We start from the raw sequence: 24,280 nt of genomic DNA on the forward strand, positions 1-24,280 counted from the left end.
TCCAAACGGGGAGGGTGACCGAGAGTGAGGAACGTGCCGCCTGGCGTTACTCAGTGCAGCGCGGCAGCGAGCGTGTCGGCCACGTGCTGCTGCTGTTCCGGGGTGATGTGCGGGTAGATGGGCAGGGACAGGATCTTCGGCGCGACCGTCTCCGCGTTCGGGAACGATCCACCGAGGTCGGCGAAGGCGCCGGTGCGGTGCACCGGGAACGGGTAGTGGATGGCTGCGCCGACACCACCCGCCTGGAGCTCGGCCAGCACGTCGTCACGGTTCGGCACCTGGATGCAGTAGATGTGCCAGACGTGCTCGTTGCCGTCCAGAGTGACCGGCAGCACGACGTCGTCGAGGCCGGCCAGCAGTTCGTGGTACCGCTCGGCGGCGGCACGGCGGCGGTCGTTCCAGCCGGCGAGCCGGGTCAGCTTGGCCCGGAGCACGACGGCCTGCAGCCCGTCGAGCCGGCTGTTCACGCCGACCAGGTCGTGGTGGTACTTGCGGGTGCTGCCGTGCTCGCCCAGCGTCCGGATGGTGGTGGCCCACTCCTGTGAGGTTGTCACCACCGCGCCCGCGTCGCCATAGGCGCCGAGGTTCTTACCGGGGTAGAAGCTGGTCGCGGCGATGCCGTCGACACCGGCCTGGCGCCCGAACCGGCTGGCGCCCTGGCACTGGGCGGCGTCCTCGACGATGGTGATGTCCCGGCCGGCGATGCCCGCCACGAGCTTCTCCACCGGCGCGAGCTGGCCGTACAGGTGGACCGGCGCGATCGCCCGGGTGGCCGGCGTGATCGCCGCGAGTGCCGCGTCGGTGTCGATCAGATAGGTCCGCGGGTCGCAGTCGACCAGCACGACCTTCGCTCCGGTACGCGCGACCGCCTCCGCCGTGGCGATGAAGGTGTTCGCCGGCAGGATGACCTCGGCGCCGGGCCCGACCCCGACGGCACGGAACGCCAGCTCCAGGGCGTCGGTCCCGTTGCCCACCCCGACGCAGTGCTCGACGCCGCTGAACGCCGCGTACTCCTGCTCGAAGGAGCGCACCTCGGCGCCACCGATGAACGCCGTCTCCGCGAGGACGCGCTTGAAGCCGGCCTCGACCTCCTCGGCCACGTCGGCGTGTGCTGCCGCCAGGTCGACGAGCGGAATCCTGTTCATGACATCCCCTGAATATCGCGTAGACGGCGGGCCGGGACACCGGCCCAGACTTCACCGGGCGGCACGTCGCGCAGGACGACGGAGCCCATCCCGACCAGGGACCAGGCGCCGATCGTGACGTCCTCCCGGATCAGGGCGCCGGCGCCCACGTAGGCGCCGGTCTCGAGGACGGCGCCGCCGCCCAGCCGGACGCCGGAGGCGACGGTCGCGTAGTCGCCGATCCGGTCGTCGTGGGTGATCACGGCCTGCGGCATCACCGCGACGTGCGAGCCCACCACGGCGTCGGCGGTGAGCACGGTGCCGGCCAGCAGGACCGTGCCCGGGCCGACCGACGAACCGGTGCCGACCGCGGCCGTGGGGTGCACGACCGTGGCGTACCGGCCGGCCGGCAGGGCGAGGCGCTCGACGATGGCCTTGCGGGCGGTGTAGTTGCGCGGGTTGCCCACGCAGACCACCACCGCCACGCCGGGCATGTCGCGGACCCCGTCCACCGGGCCGAGGATCGGCAGGCCGGAACGGAGGGTGCCGTGCAGTGCGGGGTCGTCGTCGACGAAGCCCCGCACCGTCCAGTCCGCCGCCACCGCGGCCGCCGCCGTCTCGCGGGCGAAGCCGCCGGCGCCGACGATGACGAGCTCGCTCATCGGGCGGCCAGCTCCCGCAGGATCCCGACGATGTACTCCTGATCGTCTTCGGTCACCTTGTGGTGCAGCGGCAGGATCAGCGACTCGCGGGTGATCCGCTCGGTGACCGGAAGTGGTCCGGTCGTGACGCCCGCGTACGCCGGCTCCAGGTGCGCCGCCATGATGCCGCGCCGCGCCGAGACGCCGCGCGTGGCCAGCTCGGCCAGTACCTCGTCGCGGCCCACAGGGAAGCCGTCGAGCAGCACCCAGAACGACTGGTAGTTGGTGGTGCCGTAGGCCGGGTCGCGGACCGGGAGGAGACCGTCCAGCCCGGACAGCAGCTCGTGGTACCGGGCCGCCAGCGACCGGCGCTGCGCGACCAGGCCCTCGAGCCGGCCGAGCTGGACCAGGCCGACCGCCGCCTGGATGTCGGTCATCCGGTAGTTGTAGGCGGTCTCCAGGTACGCCTCCAGCACCGGCTGGCTGCTGGCGTGCCGGTCGGCCGCGGAGACGTTCATGCCGTGCTCGCGCAGCCGGCGCAGGCGGACGGCCTGGTCGGCGTCGTCGAGGGTGAGCATGCCGCCCTCGCCGGTGGTGATCACCTTGCGCGGGTGGAACGACCACGCGGCCAGGGCCGCCCCGGCGCCGGCCGGCCGGCCGTACGCGACGGAGCCCGCGGCGCAGGCGGCGTCCTCGACCAGCACGACGTCCCACCCGGCGGCCGCCTTGCGCAGCGCCTCGGTGTCGAACGGCACGCCGCCCTGGTGCACCGCGATGACCGCGCGGGTCCGCGGGGTGCGCACCGCGTCGACGGTCTCCACGGTCAGGTTGCCGGTGGCCAGGTCGACGTCGGCGAAGACCGGGGTCGCGCCGACGTACCGGACCGCGTTGGCGGTCGCGATGAACGACAGCGACGGCACCACGACCTCGTCGCCGGGGCCGACCCCGGCCGCCACCAGCGCCAGGTGCAGCGCCGTGGTGCAGGAGCTGACCGCGACCCCCTGGGCGGCGCCCACGATCGCGGCGAACTCCTGCTCGAAGCGGGCGACCCGGGGGCCCTGGGCGACCCAGCCGGAGCGGACGGCGTCGGCCGCCGCGGCGGCCTCCTCCTCGCCCAGCATCGGGATCATGACCGGGATCTTGCGCTCGCTCACTTGGACGACCGCCACCAGTCGACGAGGCCCTGCAGGCCCTCGTTCAGGCTGAGCTCGGCACGGAAGCCGAGCTTCTCCCACGCGGCGCCGGTGTCGGCGAGGCGGCGGGTGACGCCGTTGACCGCGCGGGCCGGGCCGTGCTCCGGCGCCAGGTCCGACTTCATCACCGCGCTGAGCGCCGCGGCCAGCTCCTTGAGGCTGGTCTCCTCGCCGGCGGCGATGTTGAACACCTCGTCGGTGACGTCGGCCTTCGCGGCCAGGATGTTGGCCCGGGCGATGTCCGCGACGTGCACGAAGTCCATCGTCTGCAGGCCGTCGCCGAGGATCAGCGGGGGAGTGCCCGACTCGATCCGCTCCATCCAGCGGATCAGCACCTCGGTGTAGAGGCCGTGGATGTCCATCCGGGGGCCGTACACGTTGAAGTAGCGCAGCGCGACGTAGTCGAGGTCCTTCATCGCCTTGAAGCTGCGCAGGGTGGCCTCGTTGAACGCCTTGGCCGCGCCGTAGAACGTGTCGTTGTTGTACGGGTGGTGGCGCTCGGTGGTCGGGAACTCCTCGGCCAGGCCGTACACCGACGCCGACGACGACGCGATCAGCTTCGTGACGCCCGCCTCGGCGGCCGCCTCGACCACGTTGAAGGTGCCGTCGACCAGCACCTCGTTGGCGAGCCGGGGCTCCTCCGCGCACTGGGTGATCCGGATGGCGGCCAGGTGGAAGACCAGGTCCTTGCCCTCGGTCACCGAGCGCACCAGCGGGATGTCCCGGATGTCGCCCTCGACCAGGGTGACCGGGCCGTTCTCCAGGGCCCAGGCCAGGTTGTCCCGGCGGCCCCGGACGAAGTTGTCCAGCACCACGATCTCCGCGGCGCCGCCCCGGACCAGCTCGTCGACGACGTGCGAGCCGATCGTGCCCGCCCCGCCGGTGACCAGGGCGCGAGTGCCCTCGATCGATACGCTTGTCACGCCTGCTGCCCTTCGTCAAGTTTGATCATGGTGCCACCCTCGGCGAGGCTGACCGAGGCTGCCTGCAGGATCTCCAGCACCCGCAGTCCGGCCCGGCCGTCGGTGAGTGCGGGCTCGCCCGTGGTGATCGCCCGCGCGTACTCCTCGACCATGGTCCGCAGCGCCTCCCGCTCGTTCAGCGCCGGCGCGATCATGTCGCCGGAGCGGTACGAGATCAGGATGTCGCGCCGCTGCTCGTCCTCGAGCTCCTCGGGCGAGGCCACGTCCACGCCCCGGTCGTAGACGGCGAGGCGCTGGCTCGGGTTGAGGTCGTCCCAGACCAGCGTCCGCTTGGACCCGCCGAAGATGGCGGTCCGGACCTTCACCGGGGACAGCCAGTTCACGTGGATGTGGGCGATCCCACCGTTGCTGAGCTGCAGCGTCAGGTACGCCACGCAGGCCCGTCCGGCGCCGATCCCGTCCGCGCCGTGCGCGGCCACCGCGGTCGGGCGGACACCCGGTGGCAGCACGAAGTCGATGATCGACAGGTCGTGTGGCGCGAGGTCCCAGACCACGTCGATGTCGCGCTGGACCAGGCCCAGGTTGATCCGGACCGAGTCGAGGAAGTGCAGCTCACCCAGCTCACCGGCGTGCAGCAGCTCGCGGATGCGGAGCACGGCCGGCGTGTAGCAGTAGGTGTGGTCGCACATCAGGGTGAGGCCGCGCTCGGCGGCCTCGTCGACCAGCTGCCGGCCCTCCTCGTAGGTGGCGGCGAGTGGCTTCTCGACCAGGACGTGCTTGCCGGCGCGGAGCGCGGCCAGCGCGATCGGCAGGTGGGTTCCGGCCGGGGTGGCGATCGCGACGGCGTCGACGTCGGGGTCGGCCAGCACCTCGTCGAGCTGCGTGGTGACCTGGACCGTCGAGTACCCGCCGAGGACCCGCTGGGCCCGGTCGGCGTCGAGGTCGCAGAGCCAGCGGAGGCGGAAGGCGGGCGAGGCCTGGAAGTTGCGGACCAGGTTCGGGCCCCAGTAGCCGGCCCCGATGACGGCGATCCCGATCGGCTTGGCGGGCGCGGGAGGGGGAGGAGTCACGGAGATCCGTTCGTCGGCTTCGGTGGGAGCGGGCACGGAGATACACCAACGGGTGAGGAGTGCCCGCGGGAAAGCTATCGATCCTTACCCGGAGCCCGCCAGATCAGAGACGGAATTCCGGCTCAGCCGGGAGGGTTCGGTGTACCTTCGGCCGTAACGTGTCCGACTCACGGTCAGGACTGACGCCGACCTTCGGCCACATCGGAAGGGCCAGGTCGTCTTCCCGACACCGTAAGTGACGGTCCTGGCATATCCTCGCCCGGCGTTTCACGTTCCGCCCGCGCCGAGAGGACCCCATGACCGACACCGCTTCCCGGGCCGACGTCACCGTCGCACCCACCGCCGACGTCGATGAACGGGCCGCCATCGGCGCCCGCACCCGCGTCTGGCACCTCGCCCAGATCCGCGAGGACGCCACGGTCGGCAGCGACTGCAACATCGGCCGCGGTGCATACGTCGGCCCCGGTGTCACTCTCGGTGACAACTGCAAACTACAGAATCACGCTCTGGTCTACGAGCCGGCGATCCTCGGTGACGGCGTCTTCATCGGCCCCGCCGCGGTCCTCACCAACGACGAGTACCCTCGCGCGGTCACCCCCGAGGGACGCCTCAAGGACGGCCACGACTGGACGGCCGTCGGCGTCACGATCGGCGACGGCGCCTCGATCGGCGCGCGTGCCGTCTGCATCGCCCCGGTCACCGTCGGTCGCTGGGCCCTGGTCGCCGCCGGTGCCGTCGTCACCAAGGACGTCCCCGACTTCGCCCTCGTGGTGGGAGTCCCCGCCCGCCGCATCGGCTGGGTCGGCCGCGCCGGGCACCCGCTGACCCCCCGGGGCGACGGCGTCTGGCTCTGCCCGTCGACCGGCACCGAATACCTCGAGAAGAACGACACCCTTCAAGAGCTCTAGACCCTTTCCGGGTACGCCCCTCCCCGCCCCCGGCACCCGTCCCCGCCCCGCCCTCGCGGCCCGCGACCCGCCCTGCCGGGTCCGGGCCGTTGCGCGTGTCACGGTTCCGGCTGGTGCTCAGGGGCGTGTCGAGCGCAGCGAGACACCCCCGAGCACCAGCCGGAACCGTGACGTGCCCGCGCGGCGTGCGCACTGCCGGGAGGAGGGCCTCGCCGTGTGCCCGTTCCGCGGGATCGGTTCCGGAACCGGGCGTCGTTGACGTGGTCGGGAAAGCGGATTTACAGTTTCGAAACGCCGATTCATCGACGTTGATCAACTGGTTGATCTCGCGGGAGGCGTCATGGGGGATGCTCCGCCACTGCTGGAGATGCGGTCGATCACCAAACGGTTCCCTGGTGTCACGGCGCTCGCCGACGTCAGCCTGACGGTGCGGGACGGTGAGATCCACGCGATCTGCGGTGAGAACGGGGCCGGCAAGTCGACGCTGATGAAGGTGCTCAGCGGGGTCCATCCGCACGGGTCGTACGAGGGGTCGATCGTCTATCGCGGCGAGGAGACCCGGTTCGCGGACATCCGGGCCAGCGAGCACGCCGGGATCGTGATCATCCACCAGGAGCTGGCGCTGGTGCCCGGGATGTCGATCACCGAGAACATCTTCCTGGGCAACGAGCCGCGGCGGTTCGGGCGGATCGACTGGCGGACCGCGAACAGCCGGGCGCTGCGGCTGCTGGAGCGGGTCGGGCTACGCGAGGACCCGGACACCCTGGTCAAGGACATCGGCGTCGGCAAGCAGCAGCTCGTGGAGATCGCGAAGGCGTTCGCCAAGGACGTCAAGCTGCTGATCCTGGACGAGCCGACCGCGGCGCTGAACGAGACCGACTCGCGGCACCTGCTCGACCTGCTGCGCGGGTTCAAGGAGCGCGGCATCACCTCGATCATGATCTCGCACAAGCTGAACGAGATCGAGGCGATCGCCGACGCCATCACCATCCTGCGGGACGGCCGGACCATCGAGACCATCGACGTGGCCGCCGAGGGCGCCGACGAGGACCGGATCGTCCGCGGGATGGTCGGGCGGGACCTGGGCAGCCGTTTCCCGGAGCGCGAACCGTCGATCGGCGAGGTGTTCTTCGAGGTCCGCGACTGGACGGTCCGGCACCCGATCTCGGCGGAGCGGCTGGTCTGCAAGGGTTCCAGCTTCACCGTGCGGCGTGGGGAGATCGTCGGCTTCGCCGGCCTGATGGGCGCCGGGCGGACCGAGCTCGCGATGAGCCTCTTCGGTCACTCGTACGGGATCAATCTCGGGGGAAAGATCTTCAAGGACGGGCGGGAGGTGCAGCTGCGGACGGTCGCCGAGGCGATCGCGCACGGGCTCGCCTACGTCAGTGAGGACCGCAAGGCGGTCGGGCTGAACCTGCTCGACGACGTCAAGACCTCGGTGGTCGCGGCGAAGCTCTCCAAGATCGTCAAGCGCGGCGTGATCGACGAGGCGGCCGAGTACCGCGAGGCGGAGCGGTACCGGACCGAGCTGCGGATCAAGACGCCGACCGTGGACGAGGGGGTCAGCCGGCTCTCCGGTGGCAACCAGCAGAAGGTCGTCCTGGCGAAGTGGATGTTCACCGACCCGGACCTGCTGATCCTCGACGAGCCGACCCGCGGCATCGACGTCGGCGCCAAGTTCGAGATCTACGGGATCATCCAGCGCCTGGCGGCGCAGGGGCGCGGCGTCATCGTGATCTCCTCCGAGCTGCCCGAGCTGATCGGCCTCTGCGACCGGATCTACACGGTCTTCGAGGGCACCGTCACCGGCGAGGTGGCCCGCCGGGACGCCGACCCGGAGCTGCTGATGAAGCAGATGACCTCCACCAGGAGGGTGCGATGAACAGGAACCTCTTCGGCGCGAACACCTCGAACGCCCGCCAGTTCGGCATGATCTTCACGCTGGTCGCGATCATCCTGTACTTCCAGATCCGTACCGACGGCCTCACCCTGACCTCGGGCAACCTGATCGCGCTGACCCAGCAGTACGCGTACATCTCGATCCTCTCCATCGGCATGCTGATGGTGATCGTGGCGGGACACATCGACCTCTCGGTCGGCTCGGTCGCCGCGTTCACCGGCATCGTGGTGGCCAAGGCGATCACCGAGCAGCACGTGCCGTGGCCGCTCGGCATCCTGCTCGGTCTGCTGGTCGGCGCGCTGATCGGGGCCTGGCAGGGATTCTGGGTGGCGTACATCGGGATACCGGCGTTCATCGTCACGCTCGCCGGGATGATGCTCTTCCGCGGCGGCAACCAGTACATCGGCAACGCCGACACGGTCCCGGTGCCGGAGGGCTTCCGGTCGATCGGCGCCGGGTATCTCCCCGAGGTCGGGCCGGACACCGGGTACAACAACCCGACTCTGCTGCTCGGCCTGCTCGCGGCGCTCGCGGTGACCTGGCGGGAGATACACGCCCGGCGGGTACGCCGCCTGATGGAGGGCGCCGAGCCGGTGCCACTGTGGATCTCGGTGCTCCGGATCGCGGTGATGGTCGGCGTGATCGTCTTCGCCACGCTGCGGTTCGCCGGCGGCCGGGTCGGCACCAGCTTCCCGATCTCCGGCATCATCCTCGCGGTGCTCGTGGTCGCGTACTCGTTCTACACCCGGAACACCTCGGGCGGCCGGCACATCTACGCGGTCGGCGGCAACTCCCGCGCCGCCGAGCTCTCCGGGGTCCAGCTCCGCCGGGTCAACTTCCTGGTCATGATGAACATGTCGATCCTGGCCGCGCTGGCCGGGATGATCTTCGTGGCCCGGTCCGCGGCCTCCGGCCCGCAGGACGGACTGAGCTGGGAGCTGGACGCCATCGCCGCGGTCTTCATCGGCGGCGCGGCGGTCTCCGGCGGTCTCGGCACGGTGAGCGGCTCGATCGTCGGCGGCCTGGTGATGGCGGTGCTGAACAACGGGCTCCAGCTGACCGGCACCGGATCCGACATGGTGCAGATCATCAAGGGCCTGTTCCTGCTCGGGGCGGTCGCCCTGGACGTCTACAACAAGAGCCAGGGCCGCTTCTCGGTGCTCGGCTCCCTGATGCGCCGGGGCCCCACCCGGGCACCCGACGTCGCTTCCCCCGAACGGGAGAGAGCCACCATATAGAAGGAGTTGCCCATGAGACGTCTCACCGCGGCGGTGGCGGCCGCCCTGCTCGTCGTCAGCGCGGCGGCCTGTTCCTCGGAGCGCGAGGGGCCGGACAACACCGCCGACACCGCCAAGGGCTTCGCCGCCGACGCGCTGATCGGGGTGGCCCTGCCCTCCAAGACCTCGGAGAACTGGGTCCTCGCCGGTGACCTCTTCACCAACGGGCTCACGGAGGCCGGCTTCCAGTCCGACGTGCAGTACGCCGGCGCCTCGACCACCGTCGCCGACCAGCAGGCCCAGATCACCGCGATGATCACCAAGGGTGCCAAGGTGATCGTGATCGGCGCGACCGACGCCGCACAGCTCTCCACCCAGGTCGCCCAGGCCAAGCAGTCCGGCGCCGTGGTGATCGCGTACGACCGGCTGATCACCAACACCCCGGACGTGGACTACTACATCGCGTTCGACAACTTCGAGGTCGGCCGGCTGCAGGGCCAGGCGCTGCTCGACGGCATGAAGGCGAAGAAGGCCACCGGCCCGTGGACCATCGAGCTCTTCTCCGGCTCGCCCGACGACAACAACTCCGGCGTCTTCTTCAACGGCGCGATGGACGTGCTCAAGCCCGCGATCGCGTCCGGCGACGTGGTGGTCGGTTCCGGTCAGACCGAGGTCAAGCAGACCGCCACCCAGGGCTGGAAGGCGGAGAACGCGCAGAGCCGGATGGACTCGCTGCTCAACTCCACGTACGCCGGGGGCAAGACCCTCGACGGCGTCCTCTCGCCCAACGACACCCTGGCCCGCGCGATCATCACCTCGGTGAAGAGCGCCGGCAAGCCCCTCCCGATCGTCACCGGCCAGGACTCCGAGGTCGAGTCGGTCAAGTCCATCATGGCCGGCGAGCAGTACTCGACCATCAACAAGGACACCCGCAAACTGGTCGCCGAGACGATCACCATGGTCAAGGCGCTGCAGACCGGCGGCACCCCGACGGTCAACGACACCAAGTCCTACGACAACGGCGTCAAGGTCGTCCCCGCCTACCTGCTGCCGCCGGTGATCGTCACCAAGGCCAACGCGGCCGAGGCGTACGCGAACGACCCCAAGCTGGCGCCGCTGACGAAGTGAGACCTCCCCGCTGACCGCGCTCGTTATGCTGGCGCGGTCCAGTAACGAACGCCGGGGGTCGGTTTGGTGCGCACGACCGTTCAGGACGTCGCGCGTGCGGCCGGGGTCTCGGTGTCGACGGTGTCCCGGGCACTGACCGGGGGGAGCGTCAGCCCGGCCACCCGGGAGGCCGTGGTCGCGGTGGCCACGCGACTGGGCTACCAGCCGAACCGGGCCGCGCGCGGCCTCATCACCGGTCGTACCGGAAATCTCGGTTTGATCGTCCCTGACCTGCGTAATCCCTTCTTCGCCGATGTCGCGAAGGGGGTGACGGCGCGGGCCAGGGCGGTCGACTGCGGCGTGTTCATCACCGACACGGACGAGGACCCGGTCGCCGAGCTGGAGGCGATCGCCACGCTCCGGCACAACACCGACGGGGTGCTGCTCTGCTCGCCGCGCGCGGCCGACGCGGACCTGCTCACCGCCGCCGACCCGGCGACCACCGTCCTGCTGCACCGCCGCGTGCCGGGGATGTCGTCGGTGGTGGCGGACATCGCGGACGGCACCCGGCAGGCGGTCCAGCACCTGCGGGCGCTCGGGCACCGGCGGATCGCGTACGTCTCCGGCCCGGAGGACTCGTGGGCCACCGGCCAGCGGCTGACCGGTCTGGACGGTTTCGCCGGCGACGCCGAGCTGGAGATACTGCGGATAGGCTCGGTGGCGCCCACCTTCGAGGGCGGGGTACTCGCCGGTGATCTCGTGCTGGCCGGCCCGGCCACGGCGGTGCTCGCCTACAACGACCTGGTCGCGCTCGGCCTGCTGCACCGGCTCGCCGCCCGCGGCGCCGCGGTCCCCGGCCGGATGAGCGTGGTCGGCTACGACGACATCAGCCTCGCCGCGATGAGCCACCCGCCGCTGACCAGCGTCGCCGTGCCGAAGGACCGGGCCGGCGCGGTCGGCCTCGACCTGCTGCTGGGCCGCAGCGGTGTCACCGGGGGCGAGGTGGTCCTGCCCACGAGTCTGACCGTCCGTGCCTCTTCGGGCGTCGCGCCGGGGTAGCCCCGGTCTTTAGCATCGCCCGGTGCGAATACGACGGGCCGCGCTGCCGATCCTCCTCCTTCCCCTCTTCACGGCGGCGTGCCGGTCCGATCCCGCCTTCGTCGCCGCTTCTCCCGCGCCGTCTCCCGTCTCCCCGTCCCCGTCTTCGGTCTCCTCGTCTCCTTCCCTTCCTTCTTCCTTTTCCCTTTCTCCTTCGCCGTCCCCGGTCACGACCACCTACCTCCCCAAACCCGGCAATCCGGGCGGCAAGGCGGTCGTTCCGGCGGCGGCTCGTGCCGTCGACACCAGCAGGCCTTCCCGTACGGTCGGCGACGGCACCCCGTCGAGCTGCACCTCCGCCGCCGTGGTGCGGGCCGTCGCGGCCGGTGGCGTGATCACTTTCGACTGCGGCCCGGCGCCGGTGACCATCACGATGAAGGCCACCGCGAAGGCCGGCACGTCGGTGGTGCTCGACGGCGGCAACCGCGTCACGCTCAGCGGTGCCGGGAAGCGCCGGATCCTCGCCATGGAGAGCACCGGGGACACGCCGCGGCTGACCATTCAGAACATGGCTTTCACCAGGGGTTTCTCCTCATCCTCGGACGGCGGGGGAGCCGTCTTCGCCCGGGGTGGCCGCCTGAAGGTGGTGAACTCCCGCTTCACCGGCAACGGATGCGCCCGAACCGGTCCCGACCTGGGCGGCGGCGCCATCCGGGTGCTCGACCAGCCCGACCGCCCCGTCTACGTGGTCGGCAGCACCTTCACCGGCGGCACCTGCTCCAACGGCGCGGCCCTGAGCAGCATCGGCGTCTCCTGGACCATCCTGAACAGCCGCTTCACCGACAACGAGGCGGTCGGCCACGGCGCGAACCCGGCCAAGTCCGGCACCCCGGGCGGCGGCAGCGGCGGCGCGATCTACCTCGACGGCAACGCCTTCACGCTCACCCTCGACGGCACCCTGATCGAGGACAACACCGCGGCCGAGGGCGGCGGCGCCGTCTTCTTCGTCAGCAACGACCGCACCGGCACCCTGAAGATCCGCAACTCCGAGCTCCGCCACAACGAGAGCCAGGGTTTCGAGACCCCCGGTTACCCCGGCATCTTCTACCTCGGCGCCGGCACCCCCCAGATCTCCGGCTCCCGCTTGGCCGACTGACCTGCTCCCCGCCATTGCCCGCGAGTACCCGCCATTGCCCGCTATTGCCCGCGAGTGCCCGCTATTGCCCGCCAGTGCCCGCGAGTACCCGCCATCGCCCTGTCACAGCGTCCGCGCGAACATCGCCATTGCCGGGCCCAGCTCCCGCGCGCAGACCTTCGACCGCCTGCGTCTGCGCCCACGCCGACTGCGGTGCTCGCGCTGATCGCTGTGCCTGCGCTGATCGTCGTGTCCGCGCCGACTGTGGTGTCCGCGCCGACTGTGGTGTCCGCGCCGACTGTGGTGTCCGCGCCGACTGTGGTGTCCGCGCCGACTGTGGTGCTCGCGCTGATCGCTGTGCCTGCGCTGATCGTCGTGTCCGCGCCGACTGTCGTGTCCGCGCCGACTGTGGTGCTCGCGCTGATCGCTGTGCCTGCGCTGATCGTCGTGTCCGCGCCGACCGCGGTGCATGCGCCTGTGCCCGCGCCGGTCGCTGGGACCGCGTCGGTCACCGTGCTTGCGCCGGTTGACGGTAGCTGCCTCCGGAGGAGGGGGCCCGCGCCCGCTTCTCCGGTGCGGAACCTTGGCGCCCGTGAATACCGTTGGCGCGACGTGGTGTGGCGGGTTGTAGGCAGGCGTGCGCAACGTGCCCAGGCTCCACGACAGTGCCGACAGTGCCGACAGTGCCGACAGTCCGTGGACGTTCAGCTTTCTGTCACCGTCGCCGCACGCCCCGAGAGGCGCTTCTCGCCGAGTTCGTCCCGGCGATACTAATGTTGCTTGCCTTGCAATTGCGTGTTGAATTCTGCATCGGGGTTCGCATGGAATGACGTGAGCCGCTTCGTGTGCCTCGTGGCTTTCGGCGGCGTGCCGATCGATTTTGCGAACTTCGATTTTGCGGTTTGTTGCATGTTCGCATTGAGCGCCCGAGGGCTCGATGCCCATGGGGGTGGTCGGCCGTGACTCGGGCGGCTCCCGCTCTGTTGGTGCGGCCTCTGTCTGTGCGGCCTCTGTCTGTGCGGCCTCTGCCGGTGGGGTCTCTGCCGGCTCGGGCTTCGCTGCCGCGTGCGTCCCTTCGGCCGCGTGCTTTCTTTCTGCCGGTCGGCTACCGGTTGGTTCCGGAGCGGGTGACGTCGGCTCGGGCGCCTCGTTTGTGCAGCTCGTGGCGTGTTTATCCGGCCAGGCTGCGATCAGCTCCGCATCGTCCGGGAGGTGGCCGTGGATGCGGCGCAGCTTCCGGGCATGTCGCTGTGTCAAGCCCCACGCGCGATGTCGGTCATGGTCGCGGCGGAAGCTCTCGGCTTCGGGGGAATGGTTGCGACGCTTCGTCCGGTCCCGCATGGCGGCCACCTGAGCCGGGGAGAATAATTGAAGCTGTCGCATGTAGAAATCTTCTCGCGGGCGCTTGTGTCCCGCCAATATTTGATCTCTCCGGAATTTCCGTGGATGAAAATTTCCGAGGCCGCCCATGCAGTTTCTTAATAATCGAGTGGGACCGATGAAGAAGGAGTGCGCGCGGGAAGACGTGCAGCATTGTCACGCGGTGAGGGCGGTGAGGGCGGTGAGGGCGGTGAGGGCGGTGAGCGCGGTGAGGGTCAAGGGGCCGGGCGGGCGGCGGAGCTCGCGCGAGGGAGGAACGAACCCGTGATGACCTCGCGCAGGGGCGGATCGTGAGGGGCCGTGGGGGAGAGGGCCAGGCGGACGGCGCGGGTGCCGATCTCGGCGTGGGGGAGGGCCAGGGTCGCCAGACGGGGGGTGACGTCGGCGGCGAGGGGGATGTCGTCGAAGCCGGTGATCGAGAGGTCCGCCGGGATGCGCAGGCCGGCGGCGCGGCACGCGGACATCGCGCCGATGGCGACCGCGTCGTTGACGGCGACGATGGCGTCGATGTCGTGCAGGGCGGCCGGGGTGCCGGTCAGGAGCTGGGCGATCGCCGTGAAGCCGCCCGCGCGGCTGACCTCGCAGGGGAGCGTGCGGATGTCGGCGGGGAGGACGCCACCGGACCGCAGGCCCTCGACGAATCCCCGGGTGCGGAACGCGGCGTAGGAGCGGTCCGGCGTACCCGCAAGAAGAAGAATGCGACGGTGACCGGTGGCAGCGAGATGGAGGCCGACCAGGCGGGCGGAGCCGATCTCGTCGATGCGGATGGTGTCGAACGGCAGGTCGATGCTGCCGTAGAGGACCACCCGGCCGCCGTTGCGCTGGTAGGCGCGCAGCTCCTCGATCAGGCGCTGATCGGTGGCGGTGGACGCCATCCGGGCGGAGGTGAGGACCAGGGCGCGCGGCCGGAACGAGCAGAGCATCCGGACCGTCGCGAACTGGCGCTCGGCGACGCCGCGGGTCTGTGCGACCGAGACGAAGGCGCCGACCGTGCGGGCCTCGCGCTCCATCGCGGCGACCACCACGCCCATCGACGGGGTGGCCAGGTCGTCGGCGACCAGCGCGACGGTGTCCGTCCGGCCCCGCATCGCGCGCGCGGCCAGGTCGGGGGTGTAGTTGAGCTCGGCGGCGGCGGCCAGTACGCGCCGTTCGTACTCCTGCGCGACGCGCCGGTCGCTGCCCCCGAGGACGCGGGAGGCGGTGGCCAGGGAGACGCCGGCGGCGCGGGCGACGTCGTGGAGTGTCACCGTGGGCCGGGACGGATGCGGCACGTGCCCCTCCTGCTGTGACGCGGTGCCGCTGAGGATACTCACCGGCTGGCACAATCTGCGCGTGGAGGATCGGCGCGGGGAGAATCGGCGCGGGGAGAATCGGCCGGGTCGCGGGCGGGTGACGCTGCACGACGTCGCCCGCGAGGCCGGGGTCTCGTACGCGACCGCGTCGAGGGCGCTCAACGGCAGTGATCGCAGCGTCCGTCCGGAGAACGCCGACCGGGTCCGCGTGGCCGCCGCCCGGCTGGGCTACCTCCCCGACCTGCCCGCGCAGGCGATCGCCCGGGGTTCGACCCGCAGCGCGGCGCTGGTGGTGAACAGCGTCGACGATCCGTACTTCACCTCGATCGCGGCGGGCGCCTCGGAGGCCGCCGAGGAGGCCGGGATCATCCTGACCCTGGCGGTGGCCGACCAGTCGCCCGGCCTGGAGCTGCAGATCGTCCGTACGCTCCGCGGCCAGCGCCCGCAGGTGATCCTGATCGCGGGCACCCGGGTGGACGGCGCCCGGACCCAGCCGGACCTGATCGCGGAGCTGGCGGCGTACCGGACGGCGGGCGGGCGGATCGTGCTGCTCAGCCAGCCCGAGTTGCCGTTCGCCACGATCGCGGTGGACAACTACGGCGGCGCGCGCCGGCTGGCGATCGCGCTGACCGGGCGGGGGTACCGGCGGTTCGCGGTGGTGCACGGCGACGACCGGCTGCTCACCTCCCGGGACCGGCGGCAGGGGTTCACCGACGGCCTGCGCGAGGCGGGCCTGACCCCGGCGGCGATCGCCACGGACTTCAGCCGGGACGGCGGTGAGGCGGCGGCCCGGCAGATGATCGAAAGCGGCCGGATCAGGGATGTCGAGGCGATCTTCGCGGTCACCGACGTGATGGCGATCGGCGTGCAGGCCGCGCTCCGGGACGCGGGGCTGGTGCCGGGACGGGACGTCGCGGTCGCCGGGTTCGACGACATCGAGGCGGCGTCCGACATCACGCCGGGACTGACCACGGTGCGGATCCCGCTGCACGAGCTGGGACGGCGGGCACTGCGGATGGCACTCGACGGGGACGAGACCGAGAGGGTCACCGTCCCCGTCGAGGTGGTGCTCCGGGAGAGCACCCCGGGGATCTAGCGATCCACCCGGGCGCCGCCGCCGCCCGCGAGCTTCAGTACCTCGGCCCGGCTCGCCATCGAGGTGTCGCCGGGCGTGGTCATGGCCAGGGCGCCGTGTGCCGCGCCGTACTCCACCGCGGTGCGCAGGTCCGTACCGTCCAGCAGGCCGAAGATCAGGCCCGAGGCGAACGAGTCGCCGCCGCCGACCCGGTCGAAGATCTCCAGGCCGGGCCGGTGGGTGGAGTGCACGACGCCGGTCTCCCCGGACCACGCGATGGCACCCCAGTCGTTGACAGTCGCACTGCGTACCCCGCGCATCGTCGTGGCGATCACCCCGAAGTTCGGGTACGCTGCCGCGACGCGCTTGATCATGCTCGCGAACGAGTCGGTCGACAGGTCCGTCAGGTTCGCGTCCACGCCCTCCACCTCGAACCCGAGGCAGGCGGTGAAGTCCTCCTCGTTGCCGATCATGACGTCGACGTACGGGGCGATCCCGGCGTTGACCTCGCGGGCCCGGTCCGGTCCGCCGACCGCCTTCCACAGGCTGGGGCGGTAGTTGAGGTCGTACGACACGATCGTGCCGTGCCGCCGGGCCGCCTGGACCGCGGCGAGCGTGGTCTCGGCGGAGGTCTCGGAGAGCGCCGCGTAGATCCCGCCGGTGTGGAACCAGCGCACCCCCAGCTCGCCGAAGAGGTGGTCCCAGTCCACGTCACCGGGCTTGAGCTGGGCGGCCGCGGTGTGGCCGCGGTCCGAGACGCCGACCGCGCCGCGTACGCCGAAGCCCCGCTCGGTGAAGTTCAGCCCGTTGCGGACCGCCCGCCCGACCCCGTCGTACGGCAGCCAGGTGATGAATGCGGTGCCCACGCCGCCGGTCAGGATGCAGTCCTCGACCAGCCGGCCCACCTCGTTGTCGGCGAGCGCGGTGACGATCGCGGTACGCAGCCCGAACGCCCGCCGCAGTCCCCGTGCGACGTTGTACTCGCCGCCACCCTCGGAGGCCCGGAACGTCCTCGTGGTGCGGACCCGCCCGTCGCCCGGGTCGAGGCGGAGCATCACCTCGCCGAGCGAGACGGCGTCGTAGCGGCAGGACCCCGCGGGTTTGATGGTGAGCATGATCAGACACTCCTGAGCGAGGCGACTGCGGCGACGGCGTCGGCCGTGGACTTGCGGATCGCGTCGAACTCCCCGGCCCGGATCGCGGCGCGCGGCGCCATCCACGATCCGCCGACCGCGGCGACGCTGGGCAGGGCGAGGTAGTCGGCCACGTTGCCGGCGTCGATCCCGCCGGTGGGTACGAATCGGACACCGGTGAACGGGGCGGCCAGGGCGGCGATCGCCTTCGCGCCGCCCGAGGTGCCGGCCGGGAAGAACTTGACCGTGTCCACCCCGAGTTCGAGCGCCGCCTGTACCTCGGTGGCGGTGACCGCGCCGGGCAGGACCGTCACCTCATGCCGGCGGCAATGCTCCACGACCGTACGGGAAAGGCCTGGTGAAACGACGTAGCGAGCGCCGGCGCCGACCGCGCGGTCGACCTGGTCCGGGGTGAGGACGGTGCCGGCGCCGACCAGGATGTCGCCGCGCGCCGCCAGGATCCGGATCGCCTCCTCGGCGGCGTCGGTGCGGAAGGTGACCTCAGCGACCGGGAGGCCACCCCCGGCCAGGGCGGCGCCGAGCGGGTCGGCGTCGGCGGCGTCGTCGAGAACGATCACCGGGACGAGGGCGTGGCGGGTCAGCTGCTGGAGGACGTCGTCGGACATGGCCGCCCCTTTCTCATTCGTGTTCTTGCGGGAACGTTTGCAGCAGAGCAGGCGACGGGCCGAGCCGCACGATGGCATCGATGTGGGTCGACACCTCGCCGGTCAGGCGGTCCGGCAGGTCCAGGCCGCGCAGCGGATCGGCGGGATCGAAGCCGGTGCGGATCCGGTCGATCACCGCCGGGTCGTCGCGCGGGGGCAGGGCGTCGAGCCTCCCGGCGTACGCGAGGACCAGGCAGGCCAGGGCGAAGACGGAGAGTGGCGCCTCCCGCCCGGCCGACCAGGCGTCCTCGACCACGGGCAGGTTGCGGGTGCGCCACTTGGCGAGGGCGTTGAGCGAGATGTCCGCGAGCCGGTGCCGCAGGTTCGGGTTGGCGAATCGCTTCAGGGTGGCCTCCGCGAACGGTTCGGCGCCCTCCAGGGTCGGCAGGATCTCACCGTCCAGCAGGTTCCGGGCGAAGGCGCCGGTCACCGGATGGGTGACGGCCTCGTGGACGGTCGTGCAGCGCAGGAGCGGGGCGACGGCGGCGAGCGCGGTGTGCGTCCCGTTCAAGATCCGGACCTTCTTCGTCCGGTACGGCCGGATGTCCGCCATGAACTCGACCGGCTGACCGGCTCTGTCCAGCGGGAACACCTCACGGATCGCGGGGTCCCCGGCGATCGCCCAACTGCCGTAGGCCTCGCCGCTCACGACCAGCGGATCCTCGTTCTTGGTGACGATCCGGTCCACGATGGTGTCGTAGAAACGGCAGTTCCCGGCGATCCACTCGCGCAGTCCGGGCTCGTCGGCGGCATGGTGCAGCACGTAGTCGCGCAGCGTGCGGCCGTTGTCCTCGTTGAGCTCGCAGGGGAGGACGAAAATGGATTTGTCCGGATGATGCCGGCGACGCTCGTGGAGGAGGGCGGTCAGCAGCGCCGGGAAGGTGCGAGGCGGTTTCTCCGTGATATCGGCGGACAGGTCCAGGGTGATGCCCGCCTCGGTGGTGTTGGAGACGATGATCTCCAGGTCGGGCTCGCGCATCACGGCCAGGCAGGCGTTCCAGTCCTGGTAGGCCGAGACGACCGTCTGCACGGTGTCGTTCTCGGACGCCACGCCGTCGAGCACCACGGTGAACCGGCCGCCGCTCCCGATCAGCGCGGGGATCACCTCGTCGGCCCGCGGGGTCACCTTCATGACGGCGATCCCGTGCCGCAGCACCCCGGACTCGTTGCCGCTCTGCACCATCGCATCGACGAACGCCCGGATGAAGGCACCCGCTCCGACCTGCAGGATCCGTACCGGTAGGGGTGGCATCACGGTCCTCTCGACGCACGTCAGGAGCGCGTGCCAGGATACCCATTGCAAACGTTCCCGCAAATTTTCATCGATGGGCTCGTCCATGCTGGAGCGGTGCGCGTACCCGAAGAAGGAGCGTGAGATGACAGCCCTGACCGAGGTGGCACTGATCCTTCGCGACGGCGACGACGTCGCCGTCGCGACCCGGGACCTGGCGGTGGGGGAGACCTTCCGGCACGCGGGCGCCGACCTGACGGTCACCGCTGCGGTGCCGCGCGGCCACAAGCTGGCGTTGCGCGATCTGCCGCCGGGCGCGCTTCTTATCAAGTACGGTCAATCGATCGGACGCACCACTCAAGAGGTGGCCGCCGGATCCCATATCCACTCCCACAATCTGGGCATGGGAGAGGTTTCCCAGTCCTACGAGTTCGGTACCGCAGCCGGTTCTATGGAAATGTCATCGGACGTCCGGACGTTTCAGGGCTTCGTGCGCGCGGACGGCTCGGTCGGCACCCGGAACGTCGTCGGCATCGTGACCTCGGTGAACTGCTCCGCCTCGACGGCTCGCATGATCGCCGACCAGTTCCGTGGGCCGATCATGGACGCCTGGCCGCACGTGGACGGCGTGGTCGCGCTCGCCCACGACTCCGGCTGCGGGCTGGTGCCCTCCAGCGAGGGCGGGCGGATCCTGTGGCGCACGCTGCGCGGCTACGCGTCCCACCCGAACATCGGCGGCCTGCTCGTTCTCGGTCTCGGCTGCGAGATGATCGGCGTGGAGACGCTGCTGGACGGCCTGCCCGCACCCGCTGACACCGTCGTCTCGCACCTGACCATCCAGGAGTCCGGCGGGGTCCGGTCCACCGTGCGGGCCGGTGCCGCCGTGGTCCGCGACCTGCTCGACCAGCTGGAACAGCGCCGCCGGAGCACGGTGCCCGCGTCCCGGCTGGTCCTCGGGCTGAACTGCGGCGGCTCCGACGGGTACTCGGGCATCACCGCGAACCCGGCCCTCGGCTACGCCTCCGACCTGCTGGTCGCCCAGGGCGCGACCACCGTACTGGCCGAGACGCCCGAGGTCTTCGGCGCCGAGCACCTGCTCACCCGTCGCGCGGTGAGCCGCGAGGTGGGGCAGCGCCTGCTGGACCGGATCGAATGGTGGCACTCCTACGTCTCGGCGGGCGGCGGCACCCTGGACAACAACCCGTCGCCGGGCAACAAGGCGGGCGGGCTGACCACGATCCTGGAGAAGTCCCTGGGTGCGGTGGCCAAGGGCGGGAGCGCGCCGTTGACCGCGGTCTACGAGTACGCGGAGCGGGTCACCGAGCCGGGCTTCACGTTCATGGACACGCCCGGCTACGACCCGGTCTCGGTCACCGGCCTGGTCGCCGGGGGAGCGACGGTCGTCTGCTTCACCACGGGCCGCGGGTCGGTCCTGGGCGGCAAGCCCGCCCCGGTCATCAAGATCGCCACGAACACCGAGATCTTCACGCGCATGCGCGACGACATGGACATCGACACGGGCGGCATCGTCACCGGTTCGACGACGATCGCGGCGGCCGGCACCGAGATCTTCGACCGCATCCTCGCCGTAGCGTCCGGAGACCCGACGGCGAGCGAGGACCTGGACCTGGGCCGCGACGAGTTCGTCCCCTGGCAGTTGGGCGCCGTCACCTGACCCCGTCCCGCCCCGGCTTCGCTGTCAGGCCCCCGGTTCTGCTTGCCGGTGGTCGCGCACGCGGCCGAGCGGGTCGCCGCGGCCGCAGGGCGGCTCCCGGGTTTGATCGGCATTTCATGATCAACTAGGGATTCGACCTTCGTGGCTGGTGGTCAGGGGTGTGTCGGCGGGCTGGAGAGACCCGTGAGCGCCAGCTTTCCCGGCGTGGCTGGAGTTCAGGGGTCTCTCGGGGCACCTGAGGCACCCCGGATCGCCAGCCGACCGGCCTGAGGCACCCCGGATCGCCAGCCGACCGGCCTGAGGCACCCCGGATCGCGCGACCGGGCCTCGGTACTGCCCCTGGACATGCGCCCGGGCCCCGGTGCTGCCCCGGGCACACCAGCGTGTTCCGGCGTTGCCCCGCCCCATGCTGCGGGGCGAGGCGGGGATAACCGACCGGGCGCTCGCCGTGGGATCCGGCATCCCGCCCCGGCGGGCCGGCATTGACCGGCAGGGTCAGCGTTGTATCGGGTTGCGTGAAGCAGCGGTGAGGGCCAGCCGGGATCCGGCGCGGGGCGTGCGGTGGGGGATGCGCCGCGGGCGTGCGGTGGGGGCGTGCGCCGCGGGCGTGTGGGGCGTGTGGGGCGTGTGGGGCGTGTGGGGCGTGTGGGGCGTGTGGGGCGTGTGGGGCGTGTGGGGCGTGTGGGGCGTGTGGGGCGTGCGGTGGGGGATGTGTGGGAAGGGGTTGACGGGTATCGGGGTTCGTGGGAAGACTTGGAATACGTTTTCCCGGCCTTGCCAGGAGGCGGTCACGGGTGATCGGGTTGAGGAGGAACTAGGATATGTCGCGATATCGGGCGGCGATCGTGGGGACCGGGGCCATCGCCACCTCGCACGCTGAGGCCTTGCGAGCGCATGCCGACCGGATCACCCTCGTCGCCGTAGCGGACCTGGCGCTCGACCGGGCGCAGACCTTCGCCGACGCGTGGGGAATCCCCGCCGTCTACCGCGACGTGGCCGGGCTGCTCGCCGCCGAGAACGGTGATTCCTCCGGAGGCGGGCTCGATCTCGTGCTGCTCTGCACGCCGCCGTCCACGCACGCGCCGATCGCCGTCCAGTGTCTGCGGGCGGACGTCAACGTCCTCGTCGAGAAGCCGCCCACCCTCTCGCTCGCCGAGCTGGACCACATCGCCGAGGTCGCGGCGACGTCGGCCGCCGGCGTCGGCACCGTCTTCCAGCACCGGTTCGGGGCCGGCGCCGCCCGGCTGCGGAACCTCGGGTCCGAGCTCGGCCGATCGCTGGTCGCCACCTGTCATACGCTCTGGTACCGGGACGACGAGTACTACCAGGTCCCGTGGCGCGGCCGGTGGGAGACCGAGGGCGGCGGCCCGACCATGGGCCACGGCATCCACCAGTTCGACCTGCTGCTCTCGGTGCTCGGACCCTGGGAGAAGGTCACCGCGATGGCCGCCCGCCGGTCCCGTCCGGTGGAGACCGAGGACGTCTCGATGGCGATCGTCGAGTTCGCCGACGGCACCCTCGCCACGGTGGTCAACTCGGTGGTGTCCCCGCGGCAGACCTCCGACCTGCGCTTCGACTTCGAGCATGCCACCGTCGAGGTGTCCCACCTGTACGGGTACACCGACGCCGACTGGACGTTCACCCCGGCGCCGGGCCACGAGGACCTGCGCCGCCACTGGACGAGCGACGGTACGGCGACCAGCGGGCACGCCGATCAACTCCGGAGTGTCCTCGACGCCCTCGACGCCGGTGAGCCGCTCCCGGTCACCCTGCCCGACACCCGGATGACCATGGAGCTGATCGCCGCCATCTACGCCTCGGCGGCCACCGAACGCCCGGTCCGCCGCGGCGAGATCGGCCCGGACCACCCCTTCGCCACCCGTATGAACGGAGCCGTATCCGCATGGCAGACCTCCTCGTCGATCACGCTCTCGACCGATCGGTAACGGTCACCGCCGGAGACATCCCGCTTTTCACGTACGTCTACCGCCCCGACACGGTCCAACTGGAATCGCCCAAGCCGTACCTGCACCCGATCCGGACGCTCGCCGGTGACCTGGTCTCGCTCTTTCGTCCGCACGACCACGTCTGGCACAAGGGCATCGCGCTCTCCCTGCCGCACGTCGGCGAGCACAACTTCTGGGGCGGCAACACCTACACCGACGGGCGATATGTCCAGCTGGCCAACAACGGTGCGGCCGTGCACCGCGAGCTGATCGCGCTGACCGGGGAGAGGATGGCCCACACCCTCGACTGGACCTCCCAGGCCGGTGCGCCGATCATCACGGAGGAGCGCGAGCTCACCTGGTCGCTGGCCGACGAGACCACGTGGGCGCTCACGTTCAGCACGGCCCTGACGAACGTTTCCGGTGACACGATCGATTTCGGCTCGCCGACGACCAAGGGCCGGGAGAACGCGGGCTACGGCGGCCTGTTCTGGCGCGGCCCGCGCGACTTCACCAACGGCCTGATCCACTCGCCGGACAAGACCGGCGGCGACGAGCTGCGCGGCAGCCGGGCCGAGTGGTTCGCCTTCACCGGAAAGCACGACGGCTCCGACCGTACGTCGACCGTCCTGATGCTGGACGACACCACGAACCCGCAGCACCCGCCGCAGTGGTTCGCGCGCACCGAGGAGTTCGCCTGCCTGAACCCGGCACCGTTCTTCAGCGAGGAGGTCGCCCTTCCCCATGGTGACACCCTGTCCTTCCGGTACGCCGTGGTGGTCGCCGCCGGTGACCCTCCGGCCTCGGAGCTGGCCGACCACGGCCGTGCTGCGCTGCGCTCCGCGACGGCCGGCGCATGACGACGTTTCCGGGCGGTTGTTCGGTCACGCGCCTCTTCTCGTACGCCGACGGCAGCGCCCCGCACCTGCACACCGTCTCGACCGAGTCCTATGTGGTGATCGGCGGCACCGGAACCCTGCAGACGCTGGACATGTCCGGGTACCGGGAGACCCCGCTCGCCGAGGGCAGCACGATCTGGTTCACGCCGGGCACCATCCACCGCGCCGTCAACCACGGTGATCTGCGCGTCATCGTGGTCATGTCGAACGCCGGTCTCCCCGAGGCGGGCGACGCCGTGATGACGTTCCCGCCGTCGATCGTCGCCGACCCTGAGCGCTACCGGAACGCGGCGCGCCTGCCCACCGTCAGCACCCGCCCCGGCGGTGCCCAGCCCGGCGGCACCAGCCCCGGCGAGACCCGAAGCGACGGGAAGCGAAACGGCGAGGCGCGAGGCGGCGAGATCGAGAGAGCGGTCGACGCCCGGCGTGCTCTCGCGCTGGAGGGGTTCCAGCAGCTCATCGACGGTGGGCCGGAAGCGCTCGCCGTGTTCTACGAGCACGCCACCGCGCTGGTCCGCCCGAACGTGGACGCCTGGCGTGGGATCGTGGCGGAGATCGTACGGAAGCAGACCGAACGGACGACCGCCGTGCTGGACGCCCTGGAGGCCGGCGACGGCCGGCACCTGCGAGACGCGGCGCTGTTCGGCGCACCGCAGAGCGAGACGGCCGGATGGGGGATGTGCGGCCGGCTGCGCACCCACGACGTTCACGATCCGAAGGGGCTTTGA

General features: G+C 71.0%; 20 protein-coding genes. 11 read left to right on the forward strand and 9 right to left on the reverse strand.

What is annotated here, in order from left to right:
• Positions 1 to 50: 50 nt before the first annotated feature.
• Genes AB0M08_RS07435 through AB0M08_RS07455 form a run of 5 tightly spaced genes read right to left on the reverse strand, consistent with a single transcriptional unit; the run spans position 51 to position 4,951 of the window.
• Positions 51 to 1,145: a DegT/DnrJ/EryC1/StrS family aminotransferase gene (locus AB0M08_RS07435; protein ID WP_364489982.1), complete on the reverse strand. Its 1,095-nt coding sequence runs from the start codon at positions 1,143 to 1,145 to the stop codon at positions 51 to 53.
• Positions 1,142 to 1,786 (reverse strand): acetyltransferase, encoded by a 645-nt coding sequence (locus tag AB0M08_RS07440; protein ID WP_364489985.1) that lies wholly within the window; start codon positions 1,784 to 1,786, stop codon positions 1,142 to 1,144. The genes AB0M08_RS07435 and AB0M08_RS07440 overlap by 4 nt, the downstream gene beginning before the upstream one ends.
• Positions 1,783 to 2,919 (reverse strand): DegT/DnrJ/EryC1/StrS family aminotransferase, encoded by a 1,137-nt coding sequence (locus AB0M08_RS07445; RefSeq protein WP_364489988.1) that lies wholly within the window; start codon positions 2,917 to 2,919, stop codon positions 1,783 to 1,785. Before AB0M08_RS07445 ends, AB0M08_RS07440 begins: the two co-directional genes overlap by 4 nt.
• Complete coding sequence (locus tag AB0M08_RS07450) at positions 2,916 to 3,881, reverse strand: NAD-dependent epimerase/dehydratase family protein (protein ID WP_364489991.1); 966 nt, start codon at positions 3,879 to 3,881, stop codon at positions 2,916 to 2,918. The genes AB0M08_RS07445 and AB0M08_RS07450 overlap by 4 nt, the downstream gene beginning before the upstream one ends.
• Positions 3,878 to 4,951 carry a Gfo/Idh/MocA family oxidoreductase gene (locus AB0M08_RS07455; RefSeq protein WP_364489994.1) on the reverse strand — a complete coding sequence of 358 codons (1,074 nt, stop codon included), beginning with the start codon at positions 4,949 to 4,951 and terminating at the stop codon, positions 3,878 to 3,880. Before AB0M08_RS07455 ends, AB0M08_RS07450 begins: the two co-directional genes overlap by 4 nt.
• Before the next feature lie 296 nt (positions 4,952 to 5,247).
• Between AB0M08_RS07455 and AB0M08_RS07460 the strand changes: the two genes are divergently transcribed.
• The 6 genes from AB0M08_RS07460 to AB0M08_RS07485 all read left to right on the forward strand — a co-directional run bounded on the left by AB0M08_RS07460 (position 5,248) and on the right by AB0M08_RS07485 (position 12,277).
• Positions 5,248 to 5,859, forward strand: a complete 612-nt coding sequence (locus tag AB0M08_RS07460; RefSeq protein WP_364489997.1) for an acyltransferase — start codon at positions 5,248 to 5,250, stop codon at positions 5,857 to 5,859.
• Between the two features lie 340 nt (positions 5,860 to 6,199).
• On the forward strand, positions 6,200 to 7,741 hold the full coding sequence (gene mmsA / locus AB0M08_RS07465) for a multiple monosaccharide ABC transporter ATP-binding protein (protein ID WP_364489999.1): 1,542 nt from the start codon (positions 6,200 to 6,202) through the stop codon (positions 7,739 to 7,741).
• A complete protein-coding gene (mmsB, locus tag AB0M08_RS07470; RefSeq protein ID WP_364490002.1) occupies positions 7,738 to 8,997 on the forward strand; it encodes a multiple monosaccharide ABC transporter permease in 1,260 nt (419 codons plus the stop codon). Before mmsA ends, mmsB begins: the two co-directional genes overlap by 4 nt.
• Positions 8,998 to 9,009: 12 nt before the next feature.
• Positions 9,010 to 10,104: a sugar-binding protein gene (locus AB0M08_RS07475; RefSeq protein WP_364490005.1), complete on the forward strand. Its 1,095-nt coding sequence runs from the start codon at positions 9,010 to 9,012 to the stop codon at positions 10,102 to 10,104.
• Positions 10,105 to 10,170: 66 nt separating this feature from the next.
• Positions 10,171 to 11,142, forward strand: coding sequence for a LacI family DNA-binding transcriptional regulator (locus AB0M08_RS07480; RefSeq protein ID WP_364490008.1), 972 nt, complete (start codon positions 10,171 to 10,173; stop codon positions 11,140 to 11,142).
• A gap of 22 nt (positions 11,143 to 11,164) precedes the next feature.
• Positions 11,165 to 12,277: a hypothetical protein gene (locus AB0M08_RS07485; protein WP_364490011.1), complete on the forward strand. Its 1,113-nt coding sequence runs from the start codon at positions 11,165 to 11,167 to the stop codon at positions 12,275 to 12,277.
• Between the two features lie 1,574 nt (positions 12,278 to 13,851).
• On the opposite strand, the gene AB0M08_RS07490 is transcribed toward AB0M08_RS07485, so the two are convergent.
• Positions 13,852 to 14,949 (reverse strand): LacI family DNA-binding transcriptional regulator, encoded by a 1,098-nt coding sequence (locus tag AB0M08_RS07490; RefSeq protein ID WP_364490014.1) that lies wholly within the window; start codon positions 14,947 to 14,949, stop codon positions 13,852 to 13,854.
• A gap of 19 nt (positions 14,950 to 14,968) precedes the next feature.
• Between AB0M08_RS07490 and AB0M08_RS07495 the strand changes: the two genes are divergently transcribed.
• Positions 14,969 to 16,024, forward strand: a complete 1,056-nt coding sequence (locus AB0M08_RS07495; RefSeq protein ID WP_364490017.1) for a LacI family DNA-binding transcriptional regulator — start codon at positions 14,969 to 14,971, stop codon at positions 16,022 to 16,024.
• Here the strand turns inward: AB0M08_RS07495 and AB0M08_RS07500 are convergent.
• From AB0M08_RS07500 to AB0M08_RS07510, 3 genes are read right to left on the reverse strand one after another with little or no spacing between them, the layout of a single operon-like run.
• Complete coding sequence (locus AB0M08_RS07500) at positions 16,021 to 17,118, reverse strand: sugar kinase (protein ID WP_364490020.1); 1,098 nt, start codon at positions 17,116 to 17,118, stop codon at positions 16,021 to 16,023. The genes AB0M08_RS07495 and AB0M08_RS07500 overlap by 4 nt on opposite strands.
• A 2-nt stretch (positions 17,119 to 17,120) precedes the next feature.
• Positions 17,121 to 17,762 (reverse strand): bifunctional 4-hydroxy-2-oxoglutarate aldolase/2-dehydro-3-deoxy-phosphogluconate aldolase, encoded by a 642-nt coding sequence (gene eda / locus AB0M08_RS07505; RefSeq protein ID WP_364490023.1) that lies wholly within the window; start codon positions 17,760 to 17,762, stop codon positions 17,121 to 17,123.
• A 13-nt stretch (positions 17,763 to 17,775) separates the two neighbouring features.
• Positions 17,776 to 19,053, reverse strand: coding sequence for a hypothetical protein (locus AB0M08_RS07510; protein WP_364490026.1), 1,278 nt, complete (start codon positions 19,051 to 19,053; stop codon positions 17,776 to 17,778).
• A 124-nt stretch (positions 19,054 to 19,177) separates the two neighbouring features.
• Here AB0M08_RS07510 and AB0M08_RS07515 point away from each other — a divergent pair, with 124 nt between their 5' ends.
• The 4 genes from AB0M08_RS07515 (at position 19,178) to AB0M08_RS07530 (ending at position 24,280) form a co-directional block, all read left to right on the forward strand.
• The gene (locus AB0M08_RS07515) at positions 19,178 to 20,707 is read left to right on the forward strand and encodes an altronate dehydratase family protein (RefSeq protein WP_364490029.1); all 1,530 of its coding nucleotides are present in this window, start codon (positions 19,178 to 19,180) and stop codon (positions 20,705 to 20,707) included.
• Between the two features lie 821 nt (positions 20,708 to 21,528).
• On the forward strand, positions 21,529 to 22,653 hold the full coding sequence (locus tag AB0M08_RS07520) for a Gfo/Idh/MocA family oxidoreductase (protein ID WP_364490032.1): 1,125 nt from the start codon (positions 21,529 to 21,531) through the stop codon (positions 22,651 to 22,653).
• Positions 22,611 to 23,513 (forward strand): PmoA family protein, encoded by a 903-nt coding sequence (locus AB0M08_RS07525; protein ID WP_364490035.1) that lies wholly within the window; start codon positions 22,611 to 22,613, stop codon positions 23,511 to 23,513. The genes AB0M08_RS07520 and AB0M08_RS07525 overlap by 43 nt, the downstream gene beginning before the upstream one ends.
• Positions 23,510 to 24,280 carry a cupin domain-containing protein gene (locus AB0M08_RS07530; protein ID WP_364490038.1) on the forward strand — a complete coding sequence of 257 codons (771 nt, stop codon included), beginning with the start codon at positions 23,510 to 23,512 and terminating at the stop codon, positions 24,278 to 24,280. The genes AB0M08_RS07525 and AB0M08_RS07530 overlap by 4 nt, the downstream gene beginning before the upstream one ends.

It is taken from the genome of Actinoplanes sp. NPDC051851 (genome assembly GCF_040681165.1).
GTDB lineage: Bacteria > Actinomycetota > Actinomycetes > Mycobacteriales > Micromonosporaceae > Actinoplanes.